23 protein-coding genes and 1 riboswitch are annotated in these 25381 nt (G+C 37.4%); of the genes, 7 read left to right on the top strand and 16 right to left on the bottom strand.

The window, feature by feature from the left end; all coding sequences use genetic code 11:
• Positions 1-20: 20 nt before the first annotated feature.
• From PI85_RS20485 to PI85_RS20470, 4 genes are all read right to left on the bottom strand, one after another.
• Positions 21-662, bottom strand: coding sequence for a hypothetical protein (locus tag PI85_RS20485; RefSeq protein ID WP_036120806.1), 642 nt, complete (start codon positions 660-662; stop codon positions 21-23).
• A gap of 208 nt (positions 663-870) precedes the next feature.
• Positions 871-1191, bottom strand: coding sequence for a hypothetical protein (locus PI85_RS20480; RefSeq protein ID WP_036120810.1), 321 nt, complete (start codon positions 1189-1191; stop codon positions 871-873).
• Positions 1192-1348: 157 nt separating this feature from the next.
• Positions 1349-2173, bottom strand: coding sequence for an ammonia-dependent NAD(+) synthetase (gene nadE / locus PI85_RS20475; RefSeq protein WP_036120813.1), 825 nt, complete (start codon positions 2171-2173; stop codon positions 1349-1351).
• Positions 2174-2192: 19 nt separating this feature from the next.
• Complete coding sequence (locus PI85_RS20470) at positions 2193-3653, bottom strand: nicotinate phosphoribosyltransferase (RefSeq protein WP_036120816.1); 1461 nt, start codon at positions 3651-3653, stop codon at positions 2193-2195.
• A gap of 312 nt (positions 3654-3965) precedes the next feature.
• Here PI85_RS20470 and PI85_RS20465 point away from each other — a divergent pair, with 312 nt between their 5' ends.
• Together PI85_RS20465 and PI85_RS20460 are read left to right on the top strand one after the other, a co-directional pair.
• Positions 3966-4307 carry a P-II family nitrogen regulator gene (locus PI85_RS20465; protein WP_012291989.1) on the top strand — a complete coding sequence of 114 codons (342 nt, stop codon included), beginning with the start codon at positions 3966-3968 and terminating at the stop codon, positions 4305-4307.
• Positions 4308-4322: 15 nt separating this feature from the next.
• Entirely contained in the window at positions 4323-5624 is a 1302-nt protein-coding gene (locus PI85_RS20460) for an ammonium transporter (RefSeq protein WP_036120821.1), read from the top strand.
• Positions 5625-5700: 76 nt separating this feature from the next.
• Here PI85_RS20460 and PI85_RS20455 read toward each other — a convergent pair whose 3' ends face one another.
• Positions 5701-6201 carry a methylated-DNA--[protein]-cysteine S-methyltransferase gene (locus PI85_RS20455; protein ID WP_036120824.1) on the bottom strand — a complete coding sequence of 167 codons (501 nt, stop codon included), beginning with the start codon at positions 6199-6201 and terminating at the stop codon, positions 5701-5703.
• A 103-nt stretch (positions 6202-6304) separates the two neighbouring features.
• On the opposite strand from PI85_RS20455, the gene PI85_RS20450 reads away from it, so the two are divergent.
• The 3 genes from PI85_RS20450 to PI85_RS20440 all read left to right on the top strand — a co-directional run bounded on the left by PI85_RS20450 (position 6305) and on the right by PI85_RS20440 (position 8833).
• Entirely contained in the window at positions 6305-7036 is a 732-nt protein-coding gene (locus PI85_RS20450) for an ATP-binding cassette domain-containing protein (protein ID WP_036120826.1), read from the top strand.
• A complete protein-coding gene (gene fetB, locus PI85_RS20445; RefSeq protein ID WP_036120829.1) occupies positions 7033-7785 on the top strand; it encodes an iron export ABC transporter permease subunit FetB in 753 nt (250 codons plus the stop codon). The genes PI85_RS20450 and fetB overlap by 4 nt, the downstream gene beginning before the upstream one ends.
• Before the next feature lie 73 nt (positions 7786-7858).
• Positions 7859-8833 carry a proline dehydrogenase family protein gene (locus PI85_RS20440; protein WP_008173705.1) on the top strand — a complete coding sequence of 325 codons (975 nt, stop codon included), beginning with the start codon at positions 7859-7861 and terminating at the stop codon, positions 8831-8833.
• 44 nt (positions 8834-8877) lie between these two features.
• On the opposite strand, the gene PI85_RS20435 is transcribed toward PI85_RS20440, so the two are convergent.
• The 10 genes from PI85_RS20435 to PI85_RS20390 all read right to left on the bottom strand — a co-directional run bounded on the left by PI85_RS20435 (position 8878) and on the right by PI85_RS20390 (position 23960).
• Positions 8878-9489 carry a response regulator transcription factor gene (locus PI85_RS20435; protein WP_008173706.1) on the bottom strand — a complete coding sequence of 204 codons (612 nt, stop codon included), beginning with the start codon at positions 9487-9489 and terminating at the stop codon, positions 8878-8880.
• A gap of 16 nt (positions 9490-9505) precedes the next feature.
• On the bottom strand, positions 9506-10456 hold the full coding sequence (locus PI85_RS20430; protein WP_012291982.1) for a sensor histidine kinase: 951 nt from the start codon (positions 10454-10456) through the stop codon (positions 9506-9508).
• 321 nt (positions 10457-10777) lie between these two features.
• Positions 10778-11809: a fatty acid desaturase gene (locus tag PI85_RS20425; RefSeq protein WP_036120834.1), complete on the bottom strand. Its 1032-nt coding sequence runs from the start codon at positions 11807-11809 to the stop codon at positions 10778-10780.
• A gap of 108 nt (positions 11810-11917) precedes the next feature.
• Positions 11918-12418 carry a GNAT family N-acetyltransferase gene (locus tag PI85_RS20420; RefSeq protein WP_036120837.1) on the bottom strand — a complete coding sequence of 167 codons (501 nt, stop codon included), beginning with the start codon at positions 12416-12418 and terminating at the stop codon, positions 11918-11920.
• A gap of 100 nt (positions 12419-12518) precedes the next feature.
• Positions 12519-15950 carry a methionine synthase gene (gene metH, locus PI85_RS20415; RefSeq protein WP_036120841.1) on the bottom strand — a complete coding sequence of 1144 codons (3432 nt, stop codon included), beginning with the start codon at positions 15948-15950 and terminating at the stop codon, positions 12519-12521.
• The gene (locus PI85_RS20410; RefSeq protein WP_036120845.1) at positions 15943-17790 is read right to left on the bottom strand and encodes a bifunctional homocysteine S-methyltransferase/methylenetetrahydrofolate reductase; all 1848 of its coding nucleotides are present in this window, start codon (positions 17788-17790) and stop codon (positions 15943-15945) included. The genes metH and PI85_RS20410 overlap by 8 nt, the downstream gene beginning before the upstream one ends.
• Positions 17791-17879: 89 nt before the next feature.
• Positions 17880-17979: riboswitch (SAM riboswitch) on the bottom strand.
• A gap of 102 nt (positions 17980-18081) precedes the next feature.
• Complete coding sequence (hemG, locus tag PI85_RS20405) at positions 18082-19476, bottom strand: protoporphyrinogen oxidase (RefSeq protein ID WP_036120848.1); 1395 nt, start codon at positions 19474-19476, stop codon at positions 18082-18084.
• A gap of 190 nt (positions 19477-19666) precedes the next feature.
• Entirely contained in the window at positions 19667-20959 is a 1293-nt protein-coding gene (locus PI85_RS20400) for a globin-coupled sensor protein (protein ID WP_036120850.1), read from the bottom strand.
• Between the two features lie 626 nt (positions 20960-21585).
• On the bottom strand, positions 21586-22872 hold the full coding sequence (locus PI85_RS20395; RefSeq protein ID WP_036120852.1) for an SEL1-like repeat protein: 1287 nt from the start codon (positions 22870-22872) through the stop codon (positions 21586-21588).
• 71 nt (positions 22873-22943) lie between these two features.
• Positions 22944-23960 (bottom strand): YdcF family protein, encoded by a 1017-nt coding sequence (locus PI85_RS20390; protein WP_036120855.1) that lies wholly within the window; start codon positions 23958-23960, stop codon positions 22944-22946.
• Between the two features lie 184 nt (positions 23961-24144).
• On the opposite strand from PI85_RS20390, the gene PI85_RS20385 reads away from it, so the two are divergent.
• Together PI85_RS20385 and PI85_RS20380 are read left to right on the top strand one after the other, a co-directional pair.
• Complete coding sequence (locus tag PI85_RS20385) at positions 24145-24609, top strand: hypothetical protein (RefSeq protein WP_008176901.1); 465 nt, start codon at positions 24145-24147, stop codon at positions 24607-24609.
• The gene (locus PI85_RS20380; RefSeq protein ID WP_036120860.1) at positions 24597-24884 is read left to right on the top strand and encodes a DUF2653 family protein; all 288 of its coding nucleotides are present in this window, start codon (positions 24597-24599) and stop codon (positions 24882-24884) included. The genes PI85_RS20385 and PI85_RS20380 overlap by 13 nt, the downstream gene beginning before the upstream one ends.
• A gap of 48 nt (positions 24885-24932) precedes the next feature.
• Here the strand turns inward: PI85_RS20380 and PI85_RS20375 are convergent, their stop codons facing one another.
• Complete coding sequence (locus PI85_RS20375) at positions 24933-25301, bottom strand: ion channel (protein ID WP_036120862.1); 369 nt, start codon at positions 25299-25301, stop codon at positions 24933-24935.
• Between the last annotated feature and the right edge of the window lie 80 nt (positions 25302-25381).

Raw genomic sequence — 25381 nt, 5'->3', positions numbered from 1 at the left:
AGTTCCCCTAGTCTAAGCTTTTAATGACCATGTCCCTCTTGCCCATGATTCATATCACTTGAATGGATAGAACTAGAATCTCCATTCTCTCCCTCAGCCTTTTTTTTCATCATTTTCTTACGTCGTTCCAATGCGTCATCTTTAATTTTTTGTAGTTTCTCCATATAAGCATTCGAATTTTCTTGGATGTATGTATCTGCTTCCGCTTTGTTCACGAAGTATATATAGCCCCAGTTCATCGGAGATTTCAGCTCTGTTTTCACAATTGTTACATCTTCTACTTTCGCCCACTCCTTCGTCACAAAATCACGGACAAATTTTGCATTGTTCTCTTCATTAGCAACCTCCGCATTCAATAAACAGCCAATATCGTCATAAAAAGCAATAGTCCCATCTTCTTTTATCGCTTGCGCTGAAAATATGCCCATTTCATGATCCTTCATGTAAACCTTCATATTACACATTTCACAAACTGTATCCTCCTCCGGCTCTTGTAAACGCGGATCTACAAGTGAAGCAACTTGTACAGAATCATCCATTACCTTCGTTTCTATTTCAGTAGCGCCTTGCTCTGATTCCTTCTCCTTTACCTGAGGTTTTTCGCTAGTACATGCTGCTAGTACAAATAATAATATTAATGCTGGTAACCATAATTTTTTCACAACTATTCCCTCCAAATTTAGTTTTCTGTTGCCATATTCAACAATACAGATTAGTTGTGAAATTAGTAAAAAATCGCGGTGAAGAATTGGAAAAATTATCTTGAACATTCAATGAACATCTTCATTTCAAATAATTTGAATTTAGCACTTCTTTTTCACTCAAATACAAAAAAACTCCCCACATGTTTGGCTGTGGAGAGTCTGGTCTTTATATGGAAGAACGGTAACTATTAAGTCGCTTCTTTTGTCTGCTTAAACGACTAAGCTTTAACGCAGTTTCATTTAATTCACGACGTATTTGCAAATCATTCGTACTATCCATATGGATAGGCACTGTATGTTGATGCTGTTGCTGCTGATTTGGCGCATTTATTGAACTGCGCTTCTTCTCTTTATTTCTTTGCAAACTATTTTTAAATAGATTTTGTGGATTTTGCCCAAAATTATGGCTAATATCACCTGCATGTAAATATTGATTTTCCTGACGAAAAACACTACTTGTCGTTGCATTTACTCTAGAAGTCCTCATATTTAGTTACCCTCCCTTACATTTTATAATCCTTATAGGTAATTATATCGACATTATATGATGATATTTAACAACATAGAACCAAATTGCATAAAAAAAGAGAGAAAAGAGCTATTTTCAAAAGTGAGATTCACTTTTATAACTCTTTTCCCTTATTTTACTTCCAAAAAACATCAAATATTGTAATAGGCATATGACGTTTATGTTGCGAACGTAAATAATATCCTTCCAGTAGTTGGCGAGGTTCTTCTGGGATTTCCTTCCCCTCTAAATAATCATCAATTTGATCATAGGACACCCCAAGAGCCACTTCATCTGGCAAAGATGGGCGATTTTCCTCCAAATCTGCTGTTGGCACCTTCATATAAAGATGTTCAGGACATTTGAGCTCTGCCAATAACTGCTTCCCTTGTCGTTTATTCAAACGAAAGATTGGCATTAAGTCCGCTCCTCCATCACCAAATTTAGTATAAAAACCTGTGATGGCCTCGGCTGCATGATCCGTTCCTAATACGACTGCTCCATTCATTGCAGCAATCGAATATTGCACTTTCATACGCTCCCGTGCTTTCTCGTTCCCTTTAACAAAATCATTCAGCTGAACACCTGCATTTGCTAGGGCCCTCACACTCGCATCGACAGCATCTTTTATATTCACTGTATAAGATCCCGTCGGCTTAATATAGTCGATAGCGTCCTGACAATCTTGCTCATCTGCTTGCACTCCATATGGTAAGCGAATCGCCCAAAATGAATACTTCATTTCACCAGCTTCATTATTTAGCTCGTCAACAGCTAGTTGCGCTAGTTTTCCTGTTAATGTTGAATCCTGACCACCAGAGATACCAAGAACAAATCCTTTCACAAAACTATAATGTTTCGCATATTCCTTTAAGAAATCAATGGACTTACGTATTTCCTCGTGCGCATTGATAGTTGGTTGTACACGTAATTCTTCAATGATTTGTTGTTGTAAAGTCATTGTTTCCACCACTCCCTTTTTACATTTGCTTAACCATGTTATGAACTTCCTCAATATTGCGCATTTTATTATCCCAGCATTTTTGACTTAAATCGACTGGATACTCTTCAGGATTCATCGCACGTTTGTATTCATCCCATAGCAGCTCTAAATTTCCGGCTGCATAATCACGCATTTCCTCAAGCGTTGGGTTATGATAGTTAATTTCTCCATTATGAATGACATGCTGATGTAAATTTTTCGCTTCGAAATTCGTGACAAACTTAGAGACAAACGTGTGAATTGGGTGGAACATTTTAATACGTTCCTCCTCCTGAGGGTTTTCATCTTGCATCGCAATGTAATCTCCCTCTGCCTTGCCATTCTTTTTATCGATAATACGATATACATTTTTAAGACCTGGCGTTGATACTTTTTCAGCATTCGCTGATATTTTAATGGTATCCTCCAGTTGACCATCGCTGTTTTCAATGGCAACCATTTTGTAAACAGCACCTAATGCAGGCTGGTCATAAGCTGTAATAAGCTTCGTACCGATTCCCCAAACATCTACTTTTGCCCCTTGAGCTTTTAAATTTAAGATTGTGTATTCATCCAAATCATTTGAAACAATGATTTTTGTATCATGGAAACCTGCAGCATCTAGCATGCGACGAGCCTCTTTTGATAAAAACGCAATGTCTCCACTATCTAAACGAATACCGATAAAATTAATTTTGTCTCCTAATTCTTTAGCTACTTTTATAGCCGTTGGAACTCCTGATTTCAAAGTATTATACGTATCTACAAGAAAAACACAATCGCTATGACGTTTTGCATAAGAATGGAAAGCATCATAATCATTTTTATAGGCCTGTACCAACGCATGTGCATGTGTACCAGACACTGGGATGTTAAACAGTTTACCTGCTCTGACATTACTAGTGGAAGCAAAACCACCTATAAATGCTGCACGTGTACCCCAAATAGCTGCATCCATTTCTTGTGCGCGTCGTGTACCAAATTCCATAGCCACTTCATTTTTAATGATTTGTTTAATACGACTAGCCTTCGTCGCTATTAATGTTTGATAATTAACGATGTTCAATAATGCTGTTTCTATAAGCTGAGCCTCCACTAATGGAGCTTCTATTCGAACAATCGGTTCATTGGCAAAAACAAGCTCTCCCTCTACCATCGAATATATATCCCCTGTGAATCGAATATCTTTTAAATACTCAATAAAATCCTCTTTATAACCAACTTCATCACGTAAATACGCAATATCAGAATCACTAAAACGGAAATTCCGTAAATAATCCAGCATCCGCTCTAGGCCAGCAAATATTGCGTAACCATTGCCAAATGGTAATTTTCTAAAATACAACTCAAAAACTGCTTTTTTATTATGTATCCCATCAGCCCAATAGGATTCGGCCATATTGATTTGATATAAGTCTGTGTGTAGCGCTAAGCTATCATCTGCATAGTTTGATCTCACAAGAAACCCCTTCTTCCGCTTTGATAATTAGTCCTAGTATACACTATATACCCAAATTCTTGCGTATGACATTCACACTCTCTAATGTAAGGTTTTCTAACATAAATAGTCAGAAAATTTAGAACTGTTCATATTTTAGACACAAATTTTAGTACCGCTTTCATTCCCATTCTAAAACCTTTTTTCAGCAACTATTTCGAGAACGAAAATAATCTGTGTAATAAAACATAACATGGTTTTCAAAAAAGTAATTGCACTACTGTTTCAGACGATTTAACATGTAAATTAAAATTACGTAAGGAGCTGGTACAGATGAAAAAAATCGAAGTCATCATTCGTCCTGAGGTTTTTGGAGCCGTTCGGGACGGTCTGGCACAACAAGGGATTGCAGGACTAAGCGTATCTGAAATCGCAGGTTGTGGCCGTCAATTAGGGAGGACTGGTTTATTTCGTGGTAATACGTATGAAATTGAGTTTTTACCTAAATTGAAATTAGAAATGATTGTAGATGATAGTAAAGTAGATGGCATTGTAGAAATACTATTGCGCGAAGCAGCCACTGGCAAGGTTGGGGACGGAAAAATTTTCATTTATCCAGTAGAACAAGCAATTCGTATCCGAACAAAAGAAGTCGGATCGATTGCAGTAGAATAAAGGGGGGCGATATAGATGGATGAACTATTGTTATCTGTTAATTTAATTTGGGTGGTGTTAGGCACAATTTTAGTATTTTTTATGCATGCTGGATTCGCTATGGTAGAGGCAGGATTTACACGTTCAAAAAATGCTGTTAACATCATCATGAAAAATTTTCTAACTATTTCCCTTGGGGGAATTGTCTATTTTTTATGTGGCTACGCAATTATGTTTGGTGACAGTGTAGGTGGTATTTTCGGCATAAGTGGCTTTGCTTTAAACGGAGTCGATGATCTTTCATTCTTTATTTTTCAAACAATGTTTGCTGCAACAGGAGCAACTATTTTATCTGGTGCTGTGGCAGAGCGTACTAATATTTTTGCTTATATCGGAATCATTATACTTATGTCATTAGTCGTTTATCCTGTTGTAGGCCATTGGGTTTGGAGTGGCCAAGGTTGGTTGACTGATTTAGGCTTTGTGGATTTTGCTGGCTCAACAGTCGTTCATTTAACGGGAGCTGTAGCTGCCTTTATCGCCGCAGTTATGGTTGGACCACGACTAGGTAAATATGAAAATGGTCGAGTAAATGTTATTACAGGTCATAGTATTCCATTAGGAGCATTAGGCGTATTTTTACTTTGGTTTGGTTGGTTTGGCTTTAATGGCGCATCCACTTTAGCTGCCGATCCTGAACTTGTTCCGAATGTCATCGCAAATACATTTTTTGCAGCGGCCGCTGGTGTCGTAGCAACCTCCTTCTATACGAAGTTCCGTTATGGACATATTGACGGCTCCCTCACATTAAATGGCGCACTAGCAGGACTAGTAGGAATTACAGCGGGTGCAGCGAATGTCAGCATTATCGGCTCTATTATAATTGGCCTGATCGCCGCTCCATTACTTGTTGAAGGTGTGCGATTCATTGAGTGGAAGCTAAAAGTAGATGATCCAGTTGGTGCAATTGCTGTACACGGTATTTGCGGAGTATGGGGGACATTAGCTGTTGGATTATTTGATAGTAACGGGCAAGGCTTATTTTATGGTGGAGGCTTGAGTTTGCTAGGAATTCAAGCAATCGGTGTGATCGCTACAATAGCCTGGGTTAGTGTATCTGTAGCAGCTGGTATATTTATCATTAAAGCTTTTGTACCTTTACGTGTAACGGCGGAAGAGGAAATTGCTGGTTTAGATGTCATGGAACACGGAGCGCCTGCCTACGAATTCCAAGATATTTTTAAAAGCTCTGCGGTTCGAGGAGAAACCTTTGCCCATCGTTTAACACATTTCGGTAAAACACAAAATACTGTACAACAGGAAGAACAGCACATATAGACAGAAGAAAAATCTGCTCTGCTATTCATAAAGTAGCAGGCAGATTTTCTTTTTGAACTGATGGCTAATGAAAGTATTAAGCTTTCTCTAGTTCTAATAAAAATCGCTTTACATCTAGTCCACTACGAAAACCTGTTAATTGTCCATTTTTGCCAATGACACGATGGCATGGAATAATAGCTAATATTGGATTCGCACCAATAGCACTACCTACAGCCCTAACTGCTTTGGGGTTCCCAATACGTTCTGCGATGCTTCCATACGATGTTGTTGAACCATAGGGTAATTCTTTTAGGGCGTCCCACACAGCTAATTGAAAAGGTGTACCCTTCACATGGATAGGTACATCAAAGTCTGTTAGTTCCTTGTTAAAATAGGCAGTTAATTGTTCCTTATATGGTTGCAATTTTTCTTTATTTTCTTCAAAGCTATAACCTTTAAAAGGCTTTTTTGCCCACTCCTTAACCTCATCAAATGATGCATTAGGCGTTCCAATATAGGCAAGTCCATCAGTTGTGGCTACGATGTACATAGCACCTTGTGCAAACGTTAACGTATCGAAATACAATATCTCCATTCCCTATTCTCCCTTCATTTCTAAAATCTTATATTTAAACTGCATCTTTCCTTCATTTCATGCTACAGTTATTTTACTGACTATAGCAAAGGAGTTTCACTACATGAATACGCTATACGAGCCTGCCATTCACTTTCAACAAGTTCAATTCTCAGTAAATGACAAAATGATATTAAAGTCAATTACTGGGTCGTTTCCAAAAGGTCAAATTACCACTCTCGTCGGCCCTTCTGGTGCAGGTAAAACAACCCTGCTTAAATTATGTAATGGCCTTCTTTCACCGACAAACGGACATATCCTCATTGATAATAAGCCCGTCTCAAATTATGAGCCCTCAGCATTACGAAGACATGTTGGTATCGCCCTACAAGCTGCTCCTATGATTGCTGGCACTGTAAAGGAAAACCTTGCACTTCCACGGACATTGCAGGGAAAAACACTCTCTCAACAGGAGGCCATTCAATATTTAGAGGATGTTGGTTTAGATGAAAGCTTCTTACACCAATCCACAAATGAATTATCAGGAGGACAGCGTCAAAAGGTTTCTATAGCAAGAACACTTATTAATCAATCCTCTATCTTATTATTAGATGAAATAACTTCTGCACTGGATCGCCAATCTGTTAAGGAAATTGAAAAGCTCATCGCCACTATTAATAAAAAATATAATGTAACGATGATTTGGATTACTCATAATTTGCAACAAGCATTAACGATTGGACACTATACATGGGTCATGATGAATGGGGAGCTAATTGAAACTGGCAAGAGCGCTTTACTTAAAGCACCGACTAACCCACGCGTAGCAGAATTTGTACAGGGGGCTAACATATGACTTATACGTCTTTATCACTAACATTAATTTTCGTATGCATCCCTCTACTGCTATCCAAAACATTAAAATTAGGACTTGAAAAAGATACGCTTATTGCAACCCTTCGGTCTATCGTTCAATTGCTCTCTGTTGGCTATATTTTAAAATTTGTCTTTGATGCAAATAGTTATGTATATATTTTTCTTATGGTTGCGTTAATGATACTAGTCGCTACGTTTAATGCTCGAAAAAAAGGAGAAGGTATTAAAGGGATCACCTGGAAAATAGCACTGACACTTGTGATGATAGAAATTATTACACAAGGTGTCTTGCTTGGCTTTAACATTGTGCCAGCGACCGCTCAGTATATTATTCCAATTAGTGGTATGTTAATTGGCAATTCAATGGTGTTATCCATTTTATTTTTAAACCGATTTACGGCTGAAATTACTAGCCATAAAGATCAAATGGAATTAATTTTGTCACTTGGAGGCACACCCAAACAAGCTGTTCATCGACAACTTATCAATGCCGTAAAAGCGAGTATGATCCCCACGATTGAAAGCCAAAAAACAATTGGCTTAGTACAGCTACCAGGTATGATGAGCGGCCAAATTATTGGTGGTGCCGACCCCATTCAGGCTGTACAATTTCAACTTTTGATCATCTTCGCTCTCCTAACAACGGCGACATTATCAAGTATCATGATTGGTTTTTTAAGTTATCCTGCACTTTTTAATGAGCGTATGCAAATACTTGAAATGAAATAATTGTTAAGCAGATTTAATATAGATTTAATAATTTATGATATACTAAAAAGAAAATGCAGTTAGGAGAATGACCATGTTATTACGCGATTTTTTCATCCAGCTTTCCGAAAACCAACTATTGAATAGTGCTGCAAAGAAATATGGCCTAAAATTAGGAGCACAAAGTGTAGTAGCTGGTACAAATATTGAAGAAACAATTGCAAGCATCAAAGAACTGAATGCACATAATATCTCATGTACAGTAGATAACCTTGGTGAATTTGTTTCAAGTAAAGAAGAAGCAACTGCTGCAAAAGATAAAATTCTCTCTGTGGTAGAAGCTATTCATGAAAATGATGTAAAAGCACATATTTCATTAAAGCCTTCTCAATTAGGCTTAGATATTGATGTAGATTTCTGCTATGACAATCTGTATGAAATTGTTGAAAAAGCGGCTGCTTATGATATATTTGTTAACTTCGACATGGAGGACTTTGGGCGTCTTCAAACATCTTTTGATATGGTAGAAGAGTTGTCTAAAACATTTAATAATGTTGGAACTGTCATTCAATCTTACTTTTACCGTGCCAAAGACGATATCGAAAAATTCAAGGACTACCGTTTACGTATCGTAAAAGGAGCTTATAAAGAGCCTGTTGAGGTTGCTTATCAAGATAAATTGGATATCGATTTAAACTTTATTGAGTTAATTGAATATCATTTACTACATGGTAAATTTACGTCCATTGCTACACATGACCATAATATTATTGCTCACGTTAAACGCTTTGTAGCTGATCATAATATTCCACTTGATAAATTCGAATTCCAAATGCTTTATGGATTCCGTACAGATATGCAAAAAGAGCTAGCTAAAGAAGGCTATAACTTCTGTGTGTACGTTCCATTCGGGGAAGATTGGTACGGTTACTTTATGCGTCGTCTAGCTGAACGTCCTCAAAACCTTAACCTTGTCACAAAACAAGTGTTTACGAAAAAGACGAATACAGTTCTTGCTGTAGCTGCAGGTGCATTCGTTCTTGGACGCTTGACAAAACGCAATAAGTAAAACAGAAAAGAACCTTGCCGCTACCATGCGATAAGGTTCTTTTCTTATTTATTCCATCCTTTTTCTTTAAAGCGTGCAATGGCTTCAATACGATTGCCTACGTTTAATTTTTCTAAAATCGTTGAAATATAATTACGAACAGTTCCAGCAGATAAAAATAGTTCTGCGGCAATTTCCTTCGTTGTTTTGCCCTCTGCCACAAGAGTCAGCACCTGACTTTCTCGCTCAGTTAATGGATTTTCACTATCATCCTCATACACAAAATCAACGAGCTCAGGGGCATAAATTCGTTTACCATCCATAATAGTCCGGATGGCAGAAACTAATTCCTCAATAGGGCTATCCTTTAATAAATATCCCCTTACACTAGCTTTTCTAGCACGCTCGAAATAACCTGGTCTAGCAAATGTAGTTAAAATAATGACTTTACAATCCAAGCCAGAGCCATGCATTTCTTCTGCTGCATCAAGGCCAGTTTTAACTGGCATTTCAATATCCATAACACAAATATCAGGCTGGTGCTCTTTAACAAGCATCAATGCTTCCTCACCATTTTTTGCTAAGCCAACGACCTCCATATCCTCCTCCATACTAAGTAAAGAGCGAAGAGCGCCTAATAGCATCCCCTGATCTTCAGCAATCACAATTCGTATCATGTCACAAGCCTCTTTTCTATATGTTCTTCAGATTTTCTTTCACACTTTGATGCGTAATAGCCACTGGAATGGTTACTGATAACGTCGTGCCGTCCACACTTTCAATTTTGAAGGAACCGTTGATAAACTCTAATCGCTCACGCATTCCTTTTAATCCGTTCCCAGTTTTCCATGCTTGTTTTTTCGTAATGCCTTGTCCATTATCACGAACTACTAAGTAAACTTCTTTAAAATTTTGATGGAAAGCTATTTCGCATTTTGTCGCACCACTATGTTTCACAACATTATTAACAGCCTCTTTTAAGCACATAGACAAAACATTTTCTACAAGCGGTGGCACTTGCAAGGCATTTTTATCGCCTTCAAAGACAAACTCCATTTCTGCTGCCTTTAATATTTGAGAAATACGCATAAGCTCATCTTCAAATTTTGCTGTACGCATGTCTGAAACTAATTCACGAACCTCTTTTAAGGCGATACTGGCAGTTTGGCGTATATCCTTTATTTCAACTAAAGCTTGCTGTGGATCACGCTCAATCAACCTTGATGCTAAATCACTTTTCAAACCGATCATAGACAATTTTTGCCCCAGTGTATCATGTAAATCACGTGCAATACGTTGTCGTTCTTCAAAAACAATTAACTCTGCAATACGCTCATTGGCCGTTTCTAACTGCCCTTCTAAGTTCTCGCGTTTGTTTTTGGAATAGATCGTTAGCGGTAGTAGAACAACAGCTAAAATAGTTAACACGACAAAAGGTAATTGTGATAAAAATAAGTGAAGCTCAACAAAAAAGCCGGCACCTGTAGATATGACTGTAAAGCCAATATGTAGACCGTACATAATATAGAAACCAACTGGTCTTCGTATATTTCCAATAAAAAATGCTGTAAAAATGGAAAGATAAACATAACCATATAAAATCGTCATGACAATATTAATAACCATTTCAAAGCTGATCCACATATATACTAGTCCGCTTTTCGAATTCATGGAAAATCGATAGAAAATAAAATATAGCATTAGAAACGTAATGCCTATAGAGATTTCTATATAAGATGATTTTCTAAAAATGAAGAAAAACGGTAGAAAGCAAAAAATAATCCATAAATATATACTGAGCATAGGACTATTCGGAATAATACTATGCCATTTTCTCAACATAATCTCACGCTCTTTCCTACTTTTCCCTTATTATAACAAGAAAATTATTTTTTTGCCCATACATGCTTATTTTCTCGGCTATATTTAAAACAGCCATCTCTCTAATTGAGATGGCTGTTTTAACTAAGCGGCAATACTGCCTTTTGCTTTCCGTTTTATAATTAATTCGACTTCTTTAAACGTTACAAATTTACTTTGCTCTTCATCATATAGCTTATAACGCAATGATTCTAAACTAGTTCGTAAAGTAATCGTTGTCGCCGTGTGTAATGGCGGCGTTTCATTATGAGCCTTTTCAAGATTATAGTTAGGTACACGAGGAGCCAAGTGATGGACATGATGGAAACCGATATTCCCAGTAACCCATTGTAAAATTTTCGGCAATTTGTAATATGAGCTACCTTCTACTGCTGCTTTCACATAATCCCACTCTGAATCATGTTCAAAATAAGAATCTTCATATGTGTGCTGAATATAAAATAACCAAATTCCTAAAGCACCTGCAATAAATAGTGTCACACCTTGGACTAATAAAAATGCTTGCCAGCCCATAAAGAAGATTAAAGCGGCACAAACTCCGACAATGACAATATTCGTTAACATTGTGTTGGTACGTTCCTTTTTCTTTGCATCCTTACGATTAAAACGATTTAAAACAAGTACCATATATAAAGGTCCTAAACCAAACATTACAAATGGATTACGATAGAAGCGATACCATAATCGTTGACCCTTTGAGGCTTGCATATATTCTTCCACAGTCATCATATCAATATCACCGATACCACGCTTGTCTAAGTTTGAGCTTGTTGCATGGTGAATTGTATGCTCACGCTTCCATTTTTCATATGGGAATGACGTTAACACTCCAGTAAAAAATCCAACCCAATCGTTTGCCTTTTTACTTTTGAAAAATGACCCGTGCGTACAATCATGAAAGATAATAAAAGTTCTTACGACAAAACCAGCTGAAATAACGCTTAAACCAGCTGTTAGCCAAGGTGAAACATCCACTAACAAGTAACCTGCCACCCACAAAGCAATTAACGGTACAATGGTATTGATCATTTGAAAAACACTTTTACGCATATCTGATTTAGCAAAAGGCGCTACATCTTGGCGTAATTTTTTTGTTTTTTCTTTAATTGTTGCCATCTTTTACTCCCTCGTTTCCTTTTCCTTATGACCTCATCATAAAACAAGAGTATAAGTCAGCAACAGACGCAAACATCACAAAAAGGATATGACATTTGTCATATCCTTTTATGAATTGGGTCCAGTCAGCTGCAGTTGGTAGAACACAAGATCTAACCATTGTTCAAATTTATAGCCTGCATTTTTAATGGTTCCTGCATATTCAAAGCCTAGTTTCTCATGTGCTTTAATACTACCAATATTTTCTCCATCTATACCAGCAACCAATGTCTTTACCCCTTGTTCCTTCGCTTTCTCTATTAGCTTAAGCATAAGATTCGTTGCAATACCTTTTTGATAGTGGTCCTTATGTACATAAACGGAGTGCTCCATTGTATATTTATAACCCGGATAAGGACGGAATTGACTATAAGTTGCAAAGCCAGCGACCATCCCATTATCTTCATATACAAACAACGGATTTCCTAATGTTTGCTGGTCGCTAAACCATTTCTTTTTTTCATCTAACGATTGAATTTCATATCGATAGACTGCTTTGCTCGTTAAAATAATATCGTTATAAATTTCTAACACCTCAGGTATATCTTTTTCTTCCATCAATCGAATCATTTTCCTCACGTCCTTCCGAAAATATCCTCCCCTTCAATAGCAAGAAAAGAAGATATAGATAGGCAATCCATCCACTATCTATATCCTCCTATTTTACGCCTTATACATTGAAGTATCGAGCATCAGGATGAGCAAAAACAATCGCCGATACAGATGCTTCTGGCTCCATCATAAAGCCTTCCGTTAAATGAACGCCAATATCCTCAGGCTTTAGTAAACCAAACAATTTTTCTTGATCTTCTAAGTTTGGGCATGCTGGATAACCAAATGAAAAACGTTGTCCCTGATACTTAGCCGCAAAACGATCGCGCATCGTAAAGTCTGTCACGTCTGGGAAACCCCATTGATCGCGAATTTCTTGATGCATACGTTCGGCAAAGCCCTCTGCTAATTCTAATGCCGTCGACTGTAAGGCATGACTTTCAAGGAATTTACCATCTTCTTTTAGTTGCCGAGCTTTTGCCATAACTCCTTGCCCTGCTGTCACTACCATAAGTGCAACATAATCCATTTCTCCACTTTCTACCGTTCTTAAGAAATCAGCCAGGCATAAAAAAGGTTCGACCTGCTGACGCGGGAAAGTAAAACGTTCAATTTCTGTTTTGTTATCTGCTGGATCATAAATAATTACATCATCTCCATCTGCTTGGGCAGGGAAGAATTGATATAAACCTGAAGGCTTTAATAGATCACTTTTTAAATAATCATCCACTAAATCTTTAAGCTCAGTTGCTCTTGGATCGCCAGCATCTAGTAATGGTTGAACTTGCCCTTTTAACCCCAGATGGTGCCCAAGCAATGTCCGCATATTCACATATGGATATAAATGTGAAACAGCATATTCTTTCTTTACATGACGACGCAAATCAGCCGGTAAAAATACGGGTGCTTCCTTTACTGTACGAGCAGGTTTTATTGTAATCACTTTGACAGGACGAGCTGCTCGTTTTTCATCTGCCTCTAAACGTTTTTGGCGAGATTCCGCTATTTCTGCTAAGAAATTTTCACGTGTCCCCTCACCCATTAATAAATTGGCCTGCTCTAATCCCTGCATCGCATCCTTTGCGTATATAACAGGACCACCATATTCATCAGCAATTTTTGTTTCTGTAAAACGTCGGGAAAGCGCAGCTCCACCTACTAAAATTGGTACATCAATTCCTGCCTCTTTGAAATCTTGGGCAGTAGTGACCATTTGCTGTGCTGATTTAACTAATAGACCTGATAACCCAATGAAATCTGGCTTTTCCTTGCGAATAGCTTCTATTAATTGAGCAGGCGTCACCTTAATACCTAAGTCTACAACCTTATAGCCATTGTTACTTAAAATAATATCAACAAGGTTTTTTCCAATATCGTGCACATCACCTTTTACAGTAGCAAGCACCATTTTCCCCTTGCCTGCACTCTCCTCGTTCTTCTCCATATATTGCTCTAAATGAGCAACAGCAGCCTTCATCACTCCAGCAGATTGTAAAACCTCTGCTACGATCAATTGGTTATCATTAAATAAACGACCAACCTCAGCCATCCCATTCATTAAAGGTCCATTTATAATATCAAGAGGTGACTCAAATAGTTCTCGGGCAGCCTCTAAATCAGCAATAAGTCCTTCTTTGGTCCCCTCCAATATATAGTAGGCTAAGCGACCTTCTACAGTTTTTGGAATATCTGCTTCAGTTTTTTCTTTCTTTTTATCACGATAAAAATCAGTAAATACTGCTAATGTTTCATCATTAGTATTAAATAACAAGTCATTGGCTAGTTTAATTTCCGCTTCTGGAATCGATGCATACCGTTCTAGCTTTTCAGTATTGACGATGGCATAATCTAAACCAGCCTGTGTACAATGATAAAGATATACAGCATTGAGAACCTCGCGTCCAACCGGTGGTAAGCCAAACGAAATATTACTAACTCCAAGCACCGTTAATGTACGGGGCATTTTTTCTTTAATGAGACGAATTCCTTCAATTGTTTCAAGTGCTGAGCCAATATATTGCTCATCTCCCGTTCCTACTGGGAACATTAATGGGTCAAAAATGATATCTTCAGGTTGCATTCCCCATTTTTCTGTTAGTAATTGATAGGAACGTTCAGCAATTTCAAGCTTCCGATGACGATCGACTGCCATCCCTGTTTCATCGATTGTTCCCACAACTAACGAGGCACCGTACTTTTTCACTAATGGCAATACGGCATCAAACCGTTCTTCGCCATCTTCTAGGTTTATAGAGTTAATGATGGCCTTCCCTTGCGAAAACTTGAGGGCCTCTTCAATAACCTTTTCGTCTGTGGAATCAATAACAAGTGGAACCTTAACTTTTTTCACAACCTCCTGCATAAAGCCACGGATATCTGCTAATTCATCACGATCTGGGTTCGCCAAGCAAATATCTATGACATGTGCGCCATTTTTCACTTGCGCCCTTGCAATCTCAGCTGCTTCCTCAAATTTACCATCAATAATTAGGTTTTTGAATTTACGAGAACCAATAACATTTGTTCTTTCCCCAATAAATAACGGACGCATAGAATCATCGTATAAAAGTGGCTCGATACCTGATACTGCGTGACCATGCGTTTTTTCTGGTAGCTGACGAGGCTTTTCATCTTTTAAAATTTCACGTATAGCCGCAATATGTGCTGGAGTTGTACCACAGCATCCACCTACAATATTGAGCCAACCCTTTTCTGCAAATCCTTTTAATTTTTGCGATAAAGATTCTGGAGACTCATGATAACATCCTTCTTCATCAGGTAAGCCTGCATTCGGATAACAGCTAATATACCCCGTTGACAGCTCTGCTAATGAGCGAATATGATCCGTCATAAATTCAGGTCCCGTCGCACAGTTTAAGCCTACCGATAATGGTTGAATATGCTCGATGGAAATATAAAAGGCATCAATGGTTTGCCCTGCAAGAGTAGTCCCCATAGGCTCAATTGTTCCAGAAATCATCACAGGTAATTCTTTACCGGTTACCTCGAAAGCACGAGTTACCCCAAGGGTACCTGCTTTCACATTTAACATATCCTGACTTGTCTCTAGCAATAGCACATCTGCCCCAGCTTCAATCAATGCCTTTGCCTGCACAAAGAAATTTTCTTCTAATTCATCAAATGTAATACCGCCTGTTACTGACAACGTCTTCGTTGTAGGGCCCATTGCGCCTGCAACAAAGCGGGGCCAATCGGAAGTCGTGTAATTGTCAACTGCTTGACGAGCAATTTCGACTGCACGTTTATTAATTTCTTCCGCTTTTGCACCTAGATTATATTCATTTAATACAAGAGGTGTTCCCCCAAATGTATTTGTACAAATAATATCTGCCCCTGCCTCTAAGTACTTATGATGAATTTTCTCGATGACATCAGGTCTAGTAAGCACTAGATTTTCATTACAGCCATCTAGGTCCTCCCCACCAAAATCATCGGCTGATAAGTTTTCATTTTGCAGCATGGTTCCCATTGCGCCATCGAGAATTAATATTCGTTTATCAAGTTGTTCTTCAATCAAGTGCTTAGCCATTTATACTTACCCCTTTTTTCTGTTCATCCAATTGCTCTATATATTTCATTAATTCTAATGTCACATCGTAGCGTAAAAATGGTGTAATAAGGTAAATGCCATTGAAATATTGCGCAGCCACCTCTACTAATTCCTTGGCAATTGCAATCCCCTCAAGTGTGGCGCGTTCCTTATCTTCACCACATGCTTTCATCCTTGATAAAGCATCTTCAGATAATTTTATGCCTGGCACCTCATGATGTAAAAACTCTGCACTTTTATAACTCGTAACGGGCATAATGCCAATATAAATCGGTGCTTGTAAATGCTTCGTTGCTTCATATATTTCTATAATTTTTTCCTTTGTATAAACAGGCTGTGAAATGAAATAGTCTGCCCCATGCTCCATCTTTTTTTCTAAGCGTGCCACAGCACGATCTAATACACGAACATTTGGGTTAAATGCAGCAGCCACAGAGAAGTTAGCCTTTTTCCGTAATGGTTTCCCTGAGAAAGAAACCCCTTCATTTAATTGTTTAATTAATTGGATCAGCTCCATCGAGGAGACATCATAGACGCTAGTGGCACCAGGAAAATCTCCAACCTTGGTTGGGTCACCTGTAACAGCTAGCACATCATGAATTCCTAAGGCATTTAACCCCATTAAATGTGATTGCAGACCAATTAAATTACGATCTCGACAGGTAATATGTGTAAGGGGGCGTACGCCATTAGAGCTTTTCAATAACGCCCCCATTGCAATATTACTAATACGTGGGGATGCCAATGAATTGTCTGCCATCATAACTACATCGGCACCTGCCTCATATAGTTGCTTGGCCCCTTCAAGAAACCCATCTATTTCTAAGTGTCTAGGTGTATCCAACTCTACAATGACCGAGCGTTCACGCTTTACCTTTTCATGAAGTGGTTCAAATTTAGCTGGCTCAGCATCACGAACAATCTCAATCTTTGCAGGCTTCGCATGCTTTTCACTAACTGGTGATAGCTCTTCTAAATACTTCTTTGCGGCTGCAATATGCTTTGGTGTCGTACCACAACAGCCCCCAATTAAACGAACACCCTGATCACGCAGCTCAACAGCAGCGCGACCAAAATAATCAGCCTCCGACTCATAAACAACACGCCCGTCCTCTAAATCTAATAGCGAAGCATTTGGATAGGCTGACATAAATGCCTTTTCCGGAAGTTCTACTCCCTCAAACGCTTGAATCGTATGATATGGACCAAGACGGCAATTGACACCAACAATATCTGCACCAAGAGTCTCTAATTCATGTAGCGCATTATTTAAAGACATACCATTTTGTAAAACACCAGGCTCATGCATAGATACTTGAGCAATTATCGGTATATTAGTTTTGGCGCGTAGCATGTTTAATGTCGCTGTTAATTCTTCAAAATCATAATAAGTTTCGAGTAAAAGACCATCAGGATTTCCTGCAAGTAACACACTTGCCTGCTCATCAACGGTCGCTAATATGTCATCTAATGTTGCATCGCTTTTACGAATGCCACGAATACCACCAATCGTTCCTAAAACAAATTGACCGCCATCCGCTGCTGCTCGCTTAGCAATAGTAATAGCTGCTTCATTAAATTGTTGAACACTTGATTCTAATCCATAGCGAGCTAATTTAATGGCATTGGCACCGTACGTATTCGTTTGAATAATATCAGCACCCGCTGCGATATATTCTCTATGAATCTTTTCAATTAATTCAGGTCTCTGAACATTCATTTCCTCATGACAATACTCCAATCCATAGCCATACAACACTGTGCCTATTGCACCGTCTGCCGTCAATACATGCGTTTGTAACCTTTCAAGCAATCCCATAAAACTAGCCTCTCTTCCTCTATTTCTGTATAATAAAAAGCCTTCTTTTATATAAAAAGAAGGCTTTAACGACTCATCATTATTGTTCCTTCTCATCTTCGACTCAACGGTCTTCTGGATTTAGCACCTGACAAAAAGTTGGTTGCTGAAGCTTCAATGGGCCAGTCCCTCTGCTTCTCTTGATAAGAATTATTAAGTATGAATTTTTTAAATAATTAAAAGAATCATATCGTTTACAGACGAATGAGTCAAGACTATTTCACATAACAAAGAAATTTTTCGTTTAAAAACTTAGAAATTGGATAGTTCTTCTGCAAGCTCTTCACCAATTTTTTTCCCATTTTGAATGCAAGCACCAATACCTACTCCAAAATAAGAGCAACCCGCAATCGATAAATTTGGATAGTTTTCATTCAGCTCTAATAGTAAGCCTTGCAGCGCTTCCCGGTGAGCTAAGTCATATTTAGGCATTTGATCAATCCACTTTGTGACATTCACAACGGTTGGCTTTTCATCTATTCCTAGGCTTTTCCGAACATCTTCTAAAGCGATGGCTGCCAATTCGTCGTCAGTCATTTTACGTAACTGCTCATACGCCGGATTAATACTCTTATAGAATAGGCGAACAAGTAGTTGATTGTTTTTCGATGTATGCTTCCACTTGCGACTCGTCCAAGTCGCTGCATTACAAGTGACATCAGAATTATGGGATACAATATAGCCTGTTCCATCCGCTGGTAAGTTTGCATCAGACACATCAAAGCCTAGATAAATAGTAATGGCTGATGCTGTAGTAAACTGATCAAAATAATGTGTTAAGGAGTCATCCTGTAATATACTTTGAACCGCTTCATTCGGTAGCGCTAGAACAACATATTCTGCCTCAATGTTTTGACCATTTGCTAATGTAATCGAATATTGGTTCCCCATTTTTTGGACATGATTTGTGGCTACCCCTTTAATGATATCTACCTCTGTTAATGTCTGTTCTAATCGCTCAATTAAAGAGGATAACCCATTTTGAAATGAAATAAATTTTTTATTAGCAGCTTTAACAAATTGCTCACGATTCGCATCAAAACCTTTTATGATACTTCCATAGTCATTTTTATAGTCAATTAAATACGGTAAAGTAGAAGCAATAGAAAGTTGGTGTAAATCACCAGAATAGACACCTGCTAAAACAGGTGCAATTTGATTTTCCACAAGCTCTTCGCCAAGATAATAAGTTAAAAATTCCCCTATCGAGCTTTCTTTTGTAAAACCTGCATTGGGTAAAGTTAAATCTTTTAAAGCTTCTTGTTTGGCCAGATCTGAGATAAGAGTGCTTTCCTCAAGTGATGCCACACTCATAGGTATACCGAAAGTAGAATCCGCTGGAATGGCGTGCAACTCGTTATTTGTATAAATATAGGATACACCTGTTTCGTTGTAAACGAGATGATCTTCAAAGTCTAGCTCCTGCACTAGCTCCATTACACCTTTATGGCGAGCTACGATAGAGTCAGCACCAGTTTCCATAATAAAACCTTGTTCATAGGCTGAATATAGTTTGCCACCTAAATATGTATTTTTTTCTACGAGCACTAGCTGAACATCTAATTTTTTTTCCTTCACTTGGCGTTGTAGATAATGCATTGTGCATAAACCAGTAATGCCGCCACCTAATACAACAACTGTTTTCATAGTAAACCGCCCCTATTTTTAGTTCTGTCTACAGTATAAACTTATTTTCATTGAAAATTACGTTAAACCCTTTACAAATTTAGCAAAAATAGAGCTACCTCAACTATGAGATAGCTCTAGCTCCAAAAATTATGCTTACTAAACACACATTATAATGAGTACTATAGTGTTTAATATGGTTACTAGTGATCTAGCTTTTTAAATTTTGGGCAAAGCTAGCTAATTTTTCTGCTGAGTTCGTTACTTCAGTAAAAGAACTACCCAGCCCACTTAATATACCTGCGATTGCTTGTATTTTCGTCGCCATGCAATCATTTTGATCTTTTGCTTCTGTCATTGCCCCTACTATATTTGTAAATTGACCTTCCGTGTGTAACATATTATCCTCACCAGATGCCACTTCTTCTTGGATATGAATGAGAGATTGCTCTAATTTCCCGGTGCGTTCACTCGTTTTTTGCAACAATAATGCAACAGCGGTGACAGATTCCTTTGTTTGAATGGATAATTTACGTACTTCATCAGCTACTACACTAAATCCCTTCCCTGCTTCTCCGGCACGGGCCGCTTCAATAGCGGCATTTAAGGCCAACAAATTGGTCTGATTGGCAATATTGGTTACGACACTCATAATTGTTTCCATTTCCTTCGACATATCAGATAATTGTTCAATATTTTCTTCTATATCATGAAGAGACTGAATAATATTATGCATATTTAGTGATTGTTTCTTTAAACATTCACGTCCATCCAGTGCTTGGTTTTCAGCGAGAGTAGACACTTCTAGCGATCTCTTTGCCAATTGTTCAATTTCCCCAGACTGCTCACTTAGTCTGCAAAACGAATTATTAGTTTCCTGTGAAATGGTCGCAAGCAATTCAGAGGATTGTACAATTTGCCGTTCAATTGCTTCTTTTTCTAGTTCCATGTTTTCTTTATGCTGTTCAACTGTATTTTCATATGCCTCTAAAACAAGTTGCTGCTCGAAATTACAAATTTTAGATATGGCCCTTATTGTATTAAACTGATCTCGTGGATGATCGATATGCTGTTCAACCAAGTCTATAAATGAGAGAGATAAATCTTGGAACGCGCAAATATACCATTGTGTTCTAAGCCCAATATGTACGTGCACCTTTGCAATTTTCACACGCCTTTGGTAAAATTCCTCATCAATCGTTCCGTTAAACATTTCAATAATATGCTGCCGTAACGTTATTTTAAGCTTTTCTACAGAACTATGATGACTAATAATATTTACCAAATGTTGTTCGGTACCGATCATATTGTAAAAACGGTTTACGATGTGATCAACATTGTCCATAACATACGGTTGGAATGCTTTTAAATATTGTAAGTCTTGCTTCGTTACATTCAGCATTTCAATTTGCTTCACCATTAATTGGCGATTAGACAGCTCCATTTTCACCGTATATTGCTGTAAATCCAACGCCTTCGTCTTACTCTGTTTTTGAAAAATCACTTATCTTCCCTCTTTCGTTCCGTTTACTTTAACAGGCTGAGAAACAACAAATACCTTTTAGCATATTGATTGATACAACAAAAAATACCGATTCATAGGCTGACCATATACGATGATCCCATTTGCTTCAGCTATTTCATTTGTCACACTGCTTCCTCCAAAAGCAGCCACACATTGTTCTATCATGAATAAAAGGTGAATTGTGCTCAACTAACAGATTTTCTCTATACATTGACTATAGTCGATTTATTTATGTATGATTCATTTCAAAATTACTCATTTACCTTAAACATTTTAAAAAATACTGTCAATTTTATTTATACCATATTTTTACATAATATGTATATAAAGTCCTTACTGCTACATTGTCTGAATTTCAACAAAAAAAAGCTACCACAATATTATTGGTAGCCTTTTGTTTCATTTGTTTGTTTGATTATGCTTATTTTTTTTATCTTTTTTCTATTTTTCAATCGATCATCATTAAATTTCACTATATTAATATTTTATACCCTTATTCTAAATAATTATAAATACTCATAAATAAACCCTCATGCAATACAAAAGGATTATTATGTTAGACCATATAAATAATCTTAATGAACCATGAAATTTTAATATAAAATTTACAATTCCTTAAGTTCCTCTACTAATTTTGCGGCTTCTTCTATGCCAGCATCTGCAGCAAGTGAATACCACTTAATAGCCTCCTTCAGATTTCTGGCGACTCCCTCACCTTTATTATATATATGACCAAGCTGTAGCTTCGCATCTGCATCCCCTTGCAGAGCAGCCTGTTTAAACCAATGAATGCCCTTTTCAATATTTCGAATGCCTGTTAAGCCTTTACTCCAAATAAAACCTAAATCATAAAAGGCATCGATATGAAATTGCTCTGCTGCTCTTTCATACCAAAATAAACCTCGATTCATATCTTTTACTTGATCAAGACGCCCCTCTAGATAAATACCACCTAGACGATACTGCGCTTCTACATATCCTGTTTCGGCAGACTTTTTATACGCATTAAAAGCTGCATTCGTATCTTTTTTGACTCCTAATCCTTGCTCATACATGATTCCTAGCGTAAACATAGCCTCCGCCACATTTTTACTAGCTGCAAAATCAAACCATTTTCTTGCTAGAGTAAAATCCTGCGACACACCCTCTCCATTAAAGTACATATCCGCTAAATTATTGGCAGCATCGGCATGCCCTTGTAAAGCAGCCTTTTCATATAAAGAAAAAGCCTGAGTGTAATTCTCCTCAACACCGACTCCCTCAAAATAAAAATTCCCTAGCACATATTGCGCATCTACATTTCCTTGGGCAGCAGCTAATTCGAACCATTTTAATGATTTTTCAGGCTGAAAACAATCCCCTTCCTTAGCATTGTAATACTCCCCTAGCTGATATTGTGCATCCGTGTCCTGATCCTCAACCGCCTCTTTATATAAATCAATCATTACCTCATGATCTAAGTCTTCTTCATCTAAAATCTTGACTTGATTATCCTGATGGCAGAAATACCATTCAACAACATCAAGTACATCATCAACCACTTCTATTCTGCTTGTTAATCTTTCGAGGGATGAAATTTGCCAAATGAGTATATAGATTGGTTGTGGAATAGCATCACGCAACACATCATCATACTCTGCTAACAGCGTTAATACATTGTCCTGCACAGATTGAGTTTGATCTGAATGGACAATTTGCAAATGTCGCTGTTGCTGATCTTTTAATAACCCTCGCACTATTTGATACAGTATTTTTTGCAAGGCTGTTAAGTTAACTTCAGTGAATGTTAGTAATTTTATATGTTGAGCAAACCATGTATTTTTCGTTTGTATGATTTCTTGTAGGGAATGAATGCGTTCCTTATTGCGCTTAGCTAAAATTTGCTCGTACATTGTTTTCCTCCCTTGCACATTATGTAAAAAACTGCCTTGCCACTATTATATGGAAGACAGTTGAATTTTGGTTACACATATGCTCGCAACAGTAAGCCTATAAATAGCGTAATGATTAAAAAAACTGTAATATGGGCCCACTTATTCATTTCTAATAAGCCTATAAATTCTCTTGTAAATGCATTAGGAACATAGTAGAAGGCTGTTTTTGAGCCAACCCCTTCTGCATCTAGTTTTGCTTTTTTTGCATAGAGACTTGCGCGAAATACGTGAAAATTATTTGTTACAAATATGGAACGGTATTTTTCGCCTTGAGCATGTTGATCCATTATCTTTTTCGTAAAAATCATATTTTCTTCTGTATTGGTCGACTGATCTTCCATTAGAATTTTATTCGCAGGAATATCATGGACATCTAATAAATATGTTTTCATAGCCCTGGCCTCTGATACTTTTTCATCAGTCCCTTGACCACCTGAGACAATGATAAACGGTCTTTCCCCGTACTTTTTGTATTGCTTTACCGCTTCATTTAAGCGACTTGCTAAAAGTGGTGGAACTCTATCGCCAATTACCCCTGATCCTAGCGCTATTATATAATTTGGTTCATAGCGAATAGGTGTGAAATGATACAATATAGCATATGCTAGGACACTTGTGTATAAAAACATTGTATAGCCAAAAATTAAAAACGCATAGAAGAAAAGAATATGCCAAAGCACATTTTCAATCTGAATAAAAATGACGAATACATACCATATCATCATAATAACAAAACTTAGCCCCAAAATAGCTAACATTAAATTCCTTACTTTACGTCCTTCCTTCTCTAACAAAACCTTACTATTGAAAAACATGGCTATAGATAAAATAAACATGATACTAGGAAAGCTTCCTAGCATAATAAAAATCCCCATTTCTGAAACGATTCCCTGATCATTTGGCAGTAATAAAGGATAGTGTATAATGAACGCTCTGATTATATATACACCTATTAAACCAAGAGCTACCGCGTTGAGGAAACGCCTTTTTTCTGTCAGATACAGCAATATAAAAATGGAGATGAAGGTTATAAATGTGACTAGCATCGTTTCACCCCTTTCTATTGTATAATTTTCACAAATACTTCATCTGTCACTATTTGTTCAAATTTTTTGATATTGCTTATTTCTAGAAGGTATTGGTTTTATTTTTTAATAAAGTTCATGTAATATTACTATATAAGAACTAGTTTATGACCAAACCAAAAATTATATTGGAGGAATGTAAGTAATGAAAAAAATTCTTGCCGCTCTATTTGCAGCGACACTAATATTTTCCACAGTTGGTGCAACATTATTCATCTCTGATACACCAACAGCAGAGGCTAAATCCTATAAATCCGGTAAAAAAGGCTTCTCAAACAATAACAATAGCTCAAATATCCAGAAGTCACAGGACACTTCTAAAGATCAAAAAAATGCCACAACAAATAAAAACAACACAAACTCAACAAATAAAGCTGATACAACTAAAAAAGGTGGTTTCTTCTCAGGTGGCCTTATGAAAGGATTAATGCTTGGGGGACTTGCAGGTTTATTATTCGGTAGCTTATTTAGCGGTATGGGGTTACTAGGAAATATTTTAGGTTTGCTCATTAACGTAGCTGCAATTGCCGTTATTGTGATGCTAGTCGTAAAAATTATGAATATGTTTAAAGATAAAAAACGCAAAGAGGAAGCCCAATGGCACAAATAATTAACGAGCAAGATATTATTAACGCTATTTGTTTATCCCAAGCGTATTATAAGAGCATTCGCCCAGAGGATGTTATCGTCGAATTGACATACGATGATGACACAGGCTTCGGTGCGGAGGTTGAAGTAAATAGTCAAATCGAAATACTCAATACTGGAGCCATGATTGGTGCCTTGCGTGTTTGGATAAAAGATGTTCTACATGGTGATCCTTTTTCAACAGGTATTGAACTTGTTTTAGACGATGAAGAAGGCATTATAGCAAAGCTTTCATAAAATATAGCCGTACAATGAATCTTTCACCAGATTCATTGTACGGCTATTTTACTTTTTCAAACGTTTCTTAACCGCAACCGCTTCCTCCTCATTTAAAGAAAAGTCTACAATAGAGCGGCCAAGCGAGAGCAACATAATAAACATTACACCTGTACCTACAATCAGATAGATCATTGTAAAAATCTTGGAGAACGAGGTTGTTGGGTATAGCCCCGTTTCTACGCCTGTTGGAATCAAGCTGACTACAGCAAAATACATAGCATCTAGCCAATACCAACCCTCTGTCCCCTTGTAAAACAAAGTACCCGATAGAATGATGAGGAATAGTGTCGTAAATAATGATAGAAACTGTGGTCGTTTAAATGAACGCCACAATCCTTTAACTAATCTTTTGGCAGATAAAATAAATGAAAACATCCTCATTTCCCTCTCTTTTTTACTATATTCAGTCTAGTAAGACTATACTTTGTTTATAGACATAACGTCAAAAGGTAGAG

It is taken from the genome of Lysinibacillus sp. A1 (genome assembly GCF_000801965.1).
Lineage (GTDB): Bacteria > Bacillota > Bacilli > Bacillales_A > Planococcaceae > Lysinibacillus > Lysinibacillus fusiformis.
This window is presented reverse-complemented; position numbering and strand designations above follow the sequence as displayed.

Excerpts from the sequence above, each read along its gene's own strand:
- PI85_RS20480 (WP_036120810.1), bottom strand. The coding sequence starts at position 1,191 with ATGAGGACTTCTAGAGTAAATGCAACGACAAGTAGTGTTTTTCGTCAG.
- nadE (WP_036120813.1), bottom strand. The coding sequence starts at position 2,173 with ATGACTTTACAACAACAAATCATTGAAGAATTACGTGTACAACCAACT.
- PI85_RS20465 (WP_012291989.1), top strand. The coding sequence starts at position 3,966 with ATGAAAAAAATCGAAGTCATCATTCGTCCTGAGGTTTTTGGAGCCGTT.
- PI85_RS20460 (WP_036120821.1), top strand. The coding sequence starts at position 4,323 with ATGGATGAACTATTGTTATCTGTTAATTTAATTTGGGTGGTGTTAGGC.
- PI85_RS20455 (WP_036120824.1), bottom strand. The coding sequence starts at position 6,201 with ATGGAGATATTGTATTTCGATACGTTAACGTTTGCACAAGGTGCTATG.
- PI85_RS20450 (WP_036120826.1), top strand. The coding sequence starts at position 6,305 with ATGAATACGCTATACGAGCCTGCCATTCACTTTCAACAAGTTCAATTC.
- fetB (WP_036120829.1), top strand. The coding sequence starts at position 7,033 with ATGACTTATACGTCTTTATCACTAACATTAATTTTCGTATGCATCCCT.
- PI85_RS20440 (WP_008173705.1), top strand. The coding sequence starts at position 7,859 with ATGTTATTACGCGATTTTTTCATCCAGCTTTCCGAAAACCAACTATTG.
- PI85_RS20435 (WP_008173706.1), bottom strand. The coding sequence starts at position 9,489 with ATGATACGAATTGTGATTGCTGAAGATCAGGGGATGCTATTAGGCGCT.
- PI85_RS20430 (WP_012291982.1), bottom strand. The coding sequence starts at position 10,456 with ATGTGGATCAGCTTTGAAATGGTTATTAATATTGTCATGACGATTTTA.
- PI85_RS20425 (WP_036120834.1), bottom strand. The coding sequence starts at position 11,809 with ATGGCAACAATTAAAGAAAAAACAAAAAAATTACGCCAAGATGTAGCG.
- PI85_RS20420 (WP_036120837.1), bottom strand. The coding sequence starts at position 12,418 with ATGATTCGATTGATGGAAGAAAAAGATATACCTGAGGTGTTAGAAATT.
- metH (WP_036120841.1), bottom strand. The coding sequence starts at position 15,950 with ATGGCTAAGCACTTGATTGAAGAACAACTTGATAAACGAATATTAATT.
- PI85_RS20410 (WP_036120845.1), bottom strand. The coding sequence starts at position 17,790 with ATGGGATTGCTTGAAAGGTTACAAACGCATGTATTGACGGCAGACGGT.
- hemG (WP_036120848.1), bottom strand. The coding sequence starts at position 19,476 with ATGAAAACAGTTGTTGTATTAGGTGGCGGCATTACTGGTTTATGCACA.
- PI85_RS20395 (WP_036120852.1), bottom strand. The coding sequence starts at position 22,872 with ATGTACGAGCAAATTTTAGCTAAGCGCAATAAGGAACGCATTCATTCC.
- PI85_RS20390 (WP_036120855.1), bottom strand. The coding sequence starts at position 23,960 with ATGCTAGTCACATTTATAACCTTCATCTCCATTTTTATATTGCTGTAT.
- PI85_RS20385 (WP_008176901.1), top strand. The coding sequence starts at position 24,145 with ATGAAAAAAATTCTTGCCGCTCTATTTGCAGCGACACTAATATTTTCC.
- PI85_RS20380 (WP_036120860.1), top strand. The coding sequence starts at position 24,597 with ATGGCACAAATAATTAACGAGCAAGATATTATTAACGCTATTTGTTTA.
- PI85_RS20375 (WP_036120862.1), bottom strand. The coding sequence starts at position 25,301 with ATGTTTTCATTTATTTTATCTGCCAAAAGATTAGTTAAAGGATTGTGG.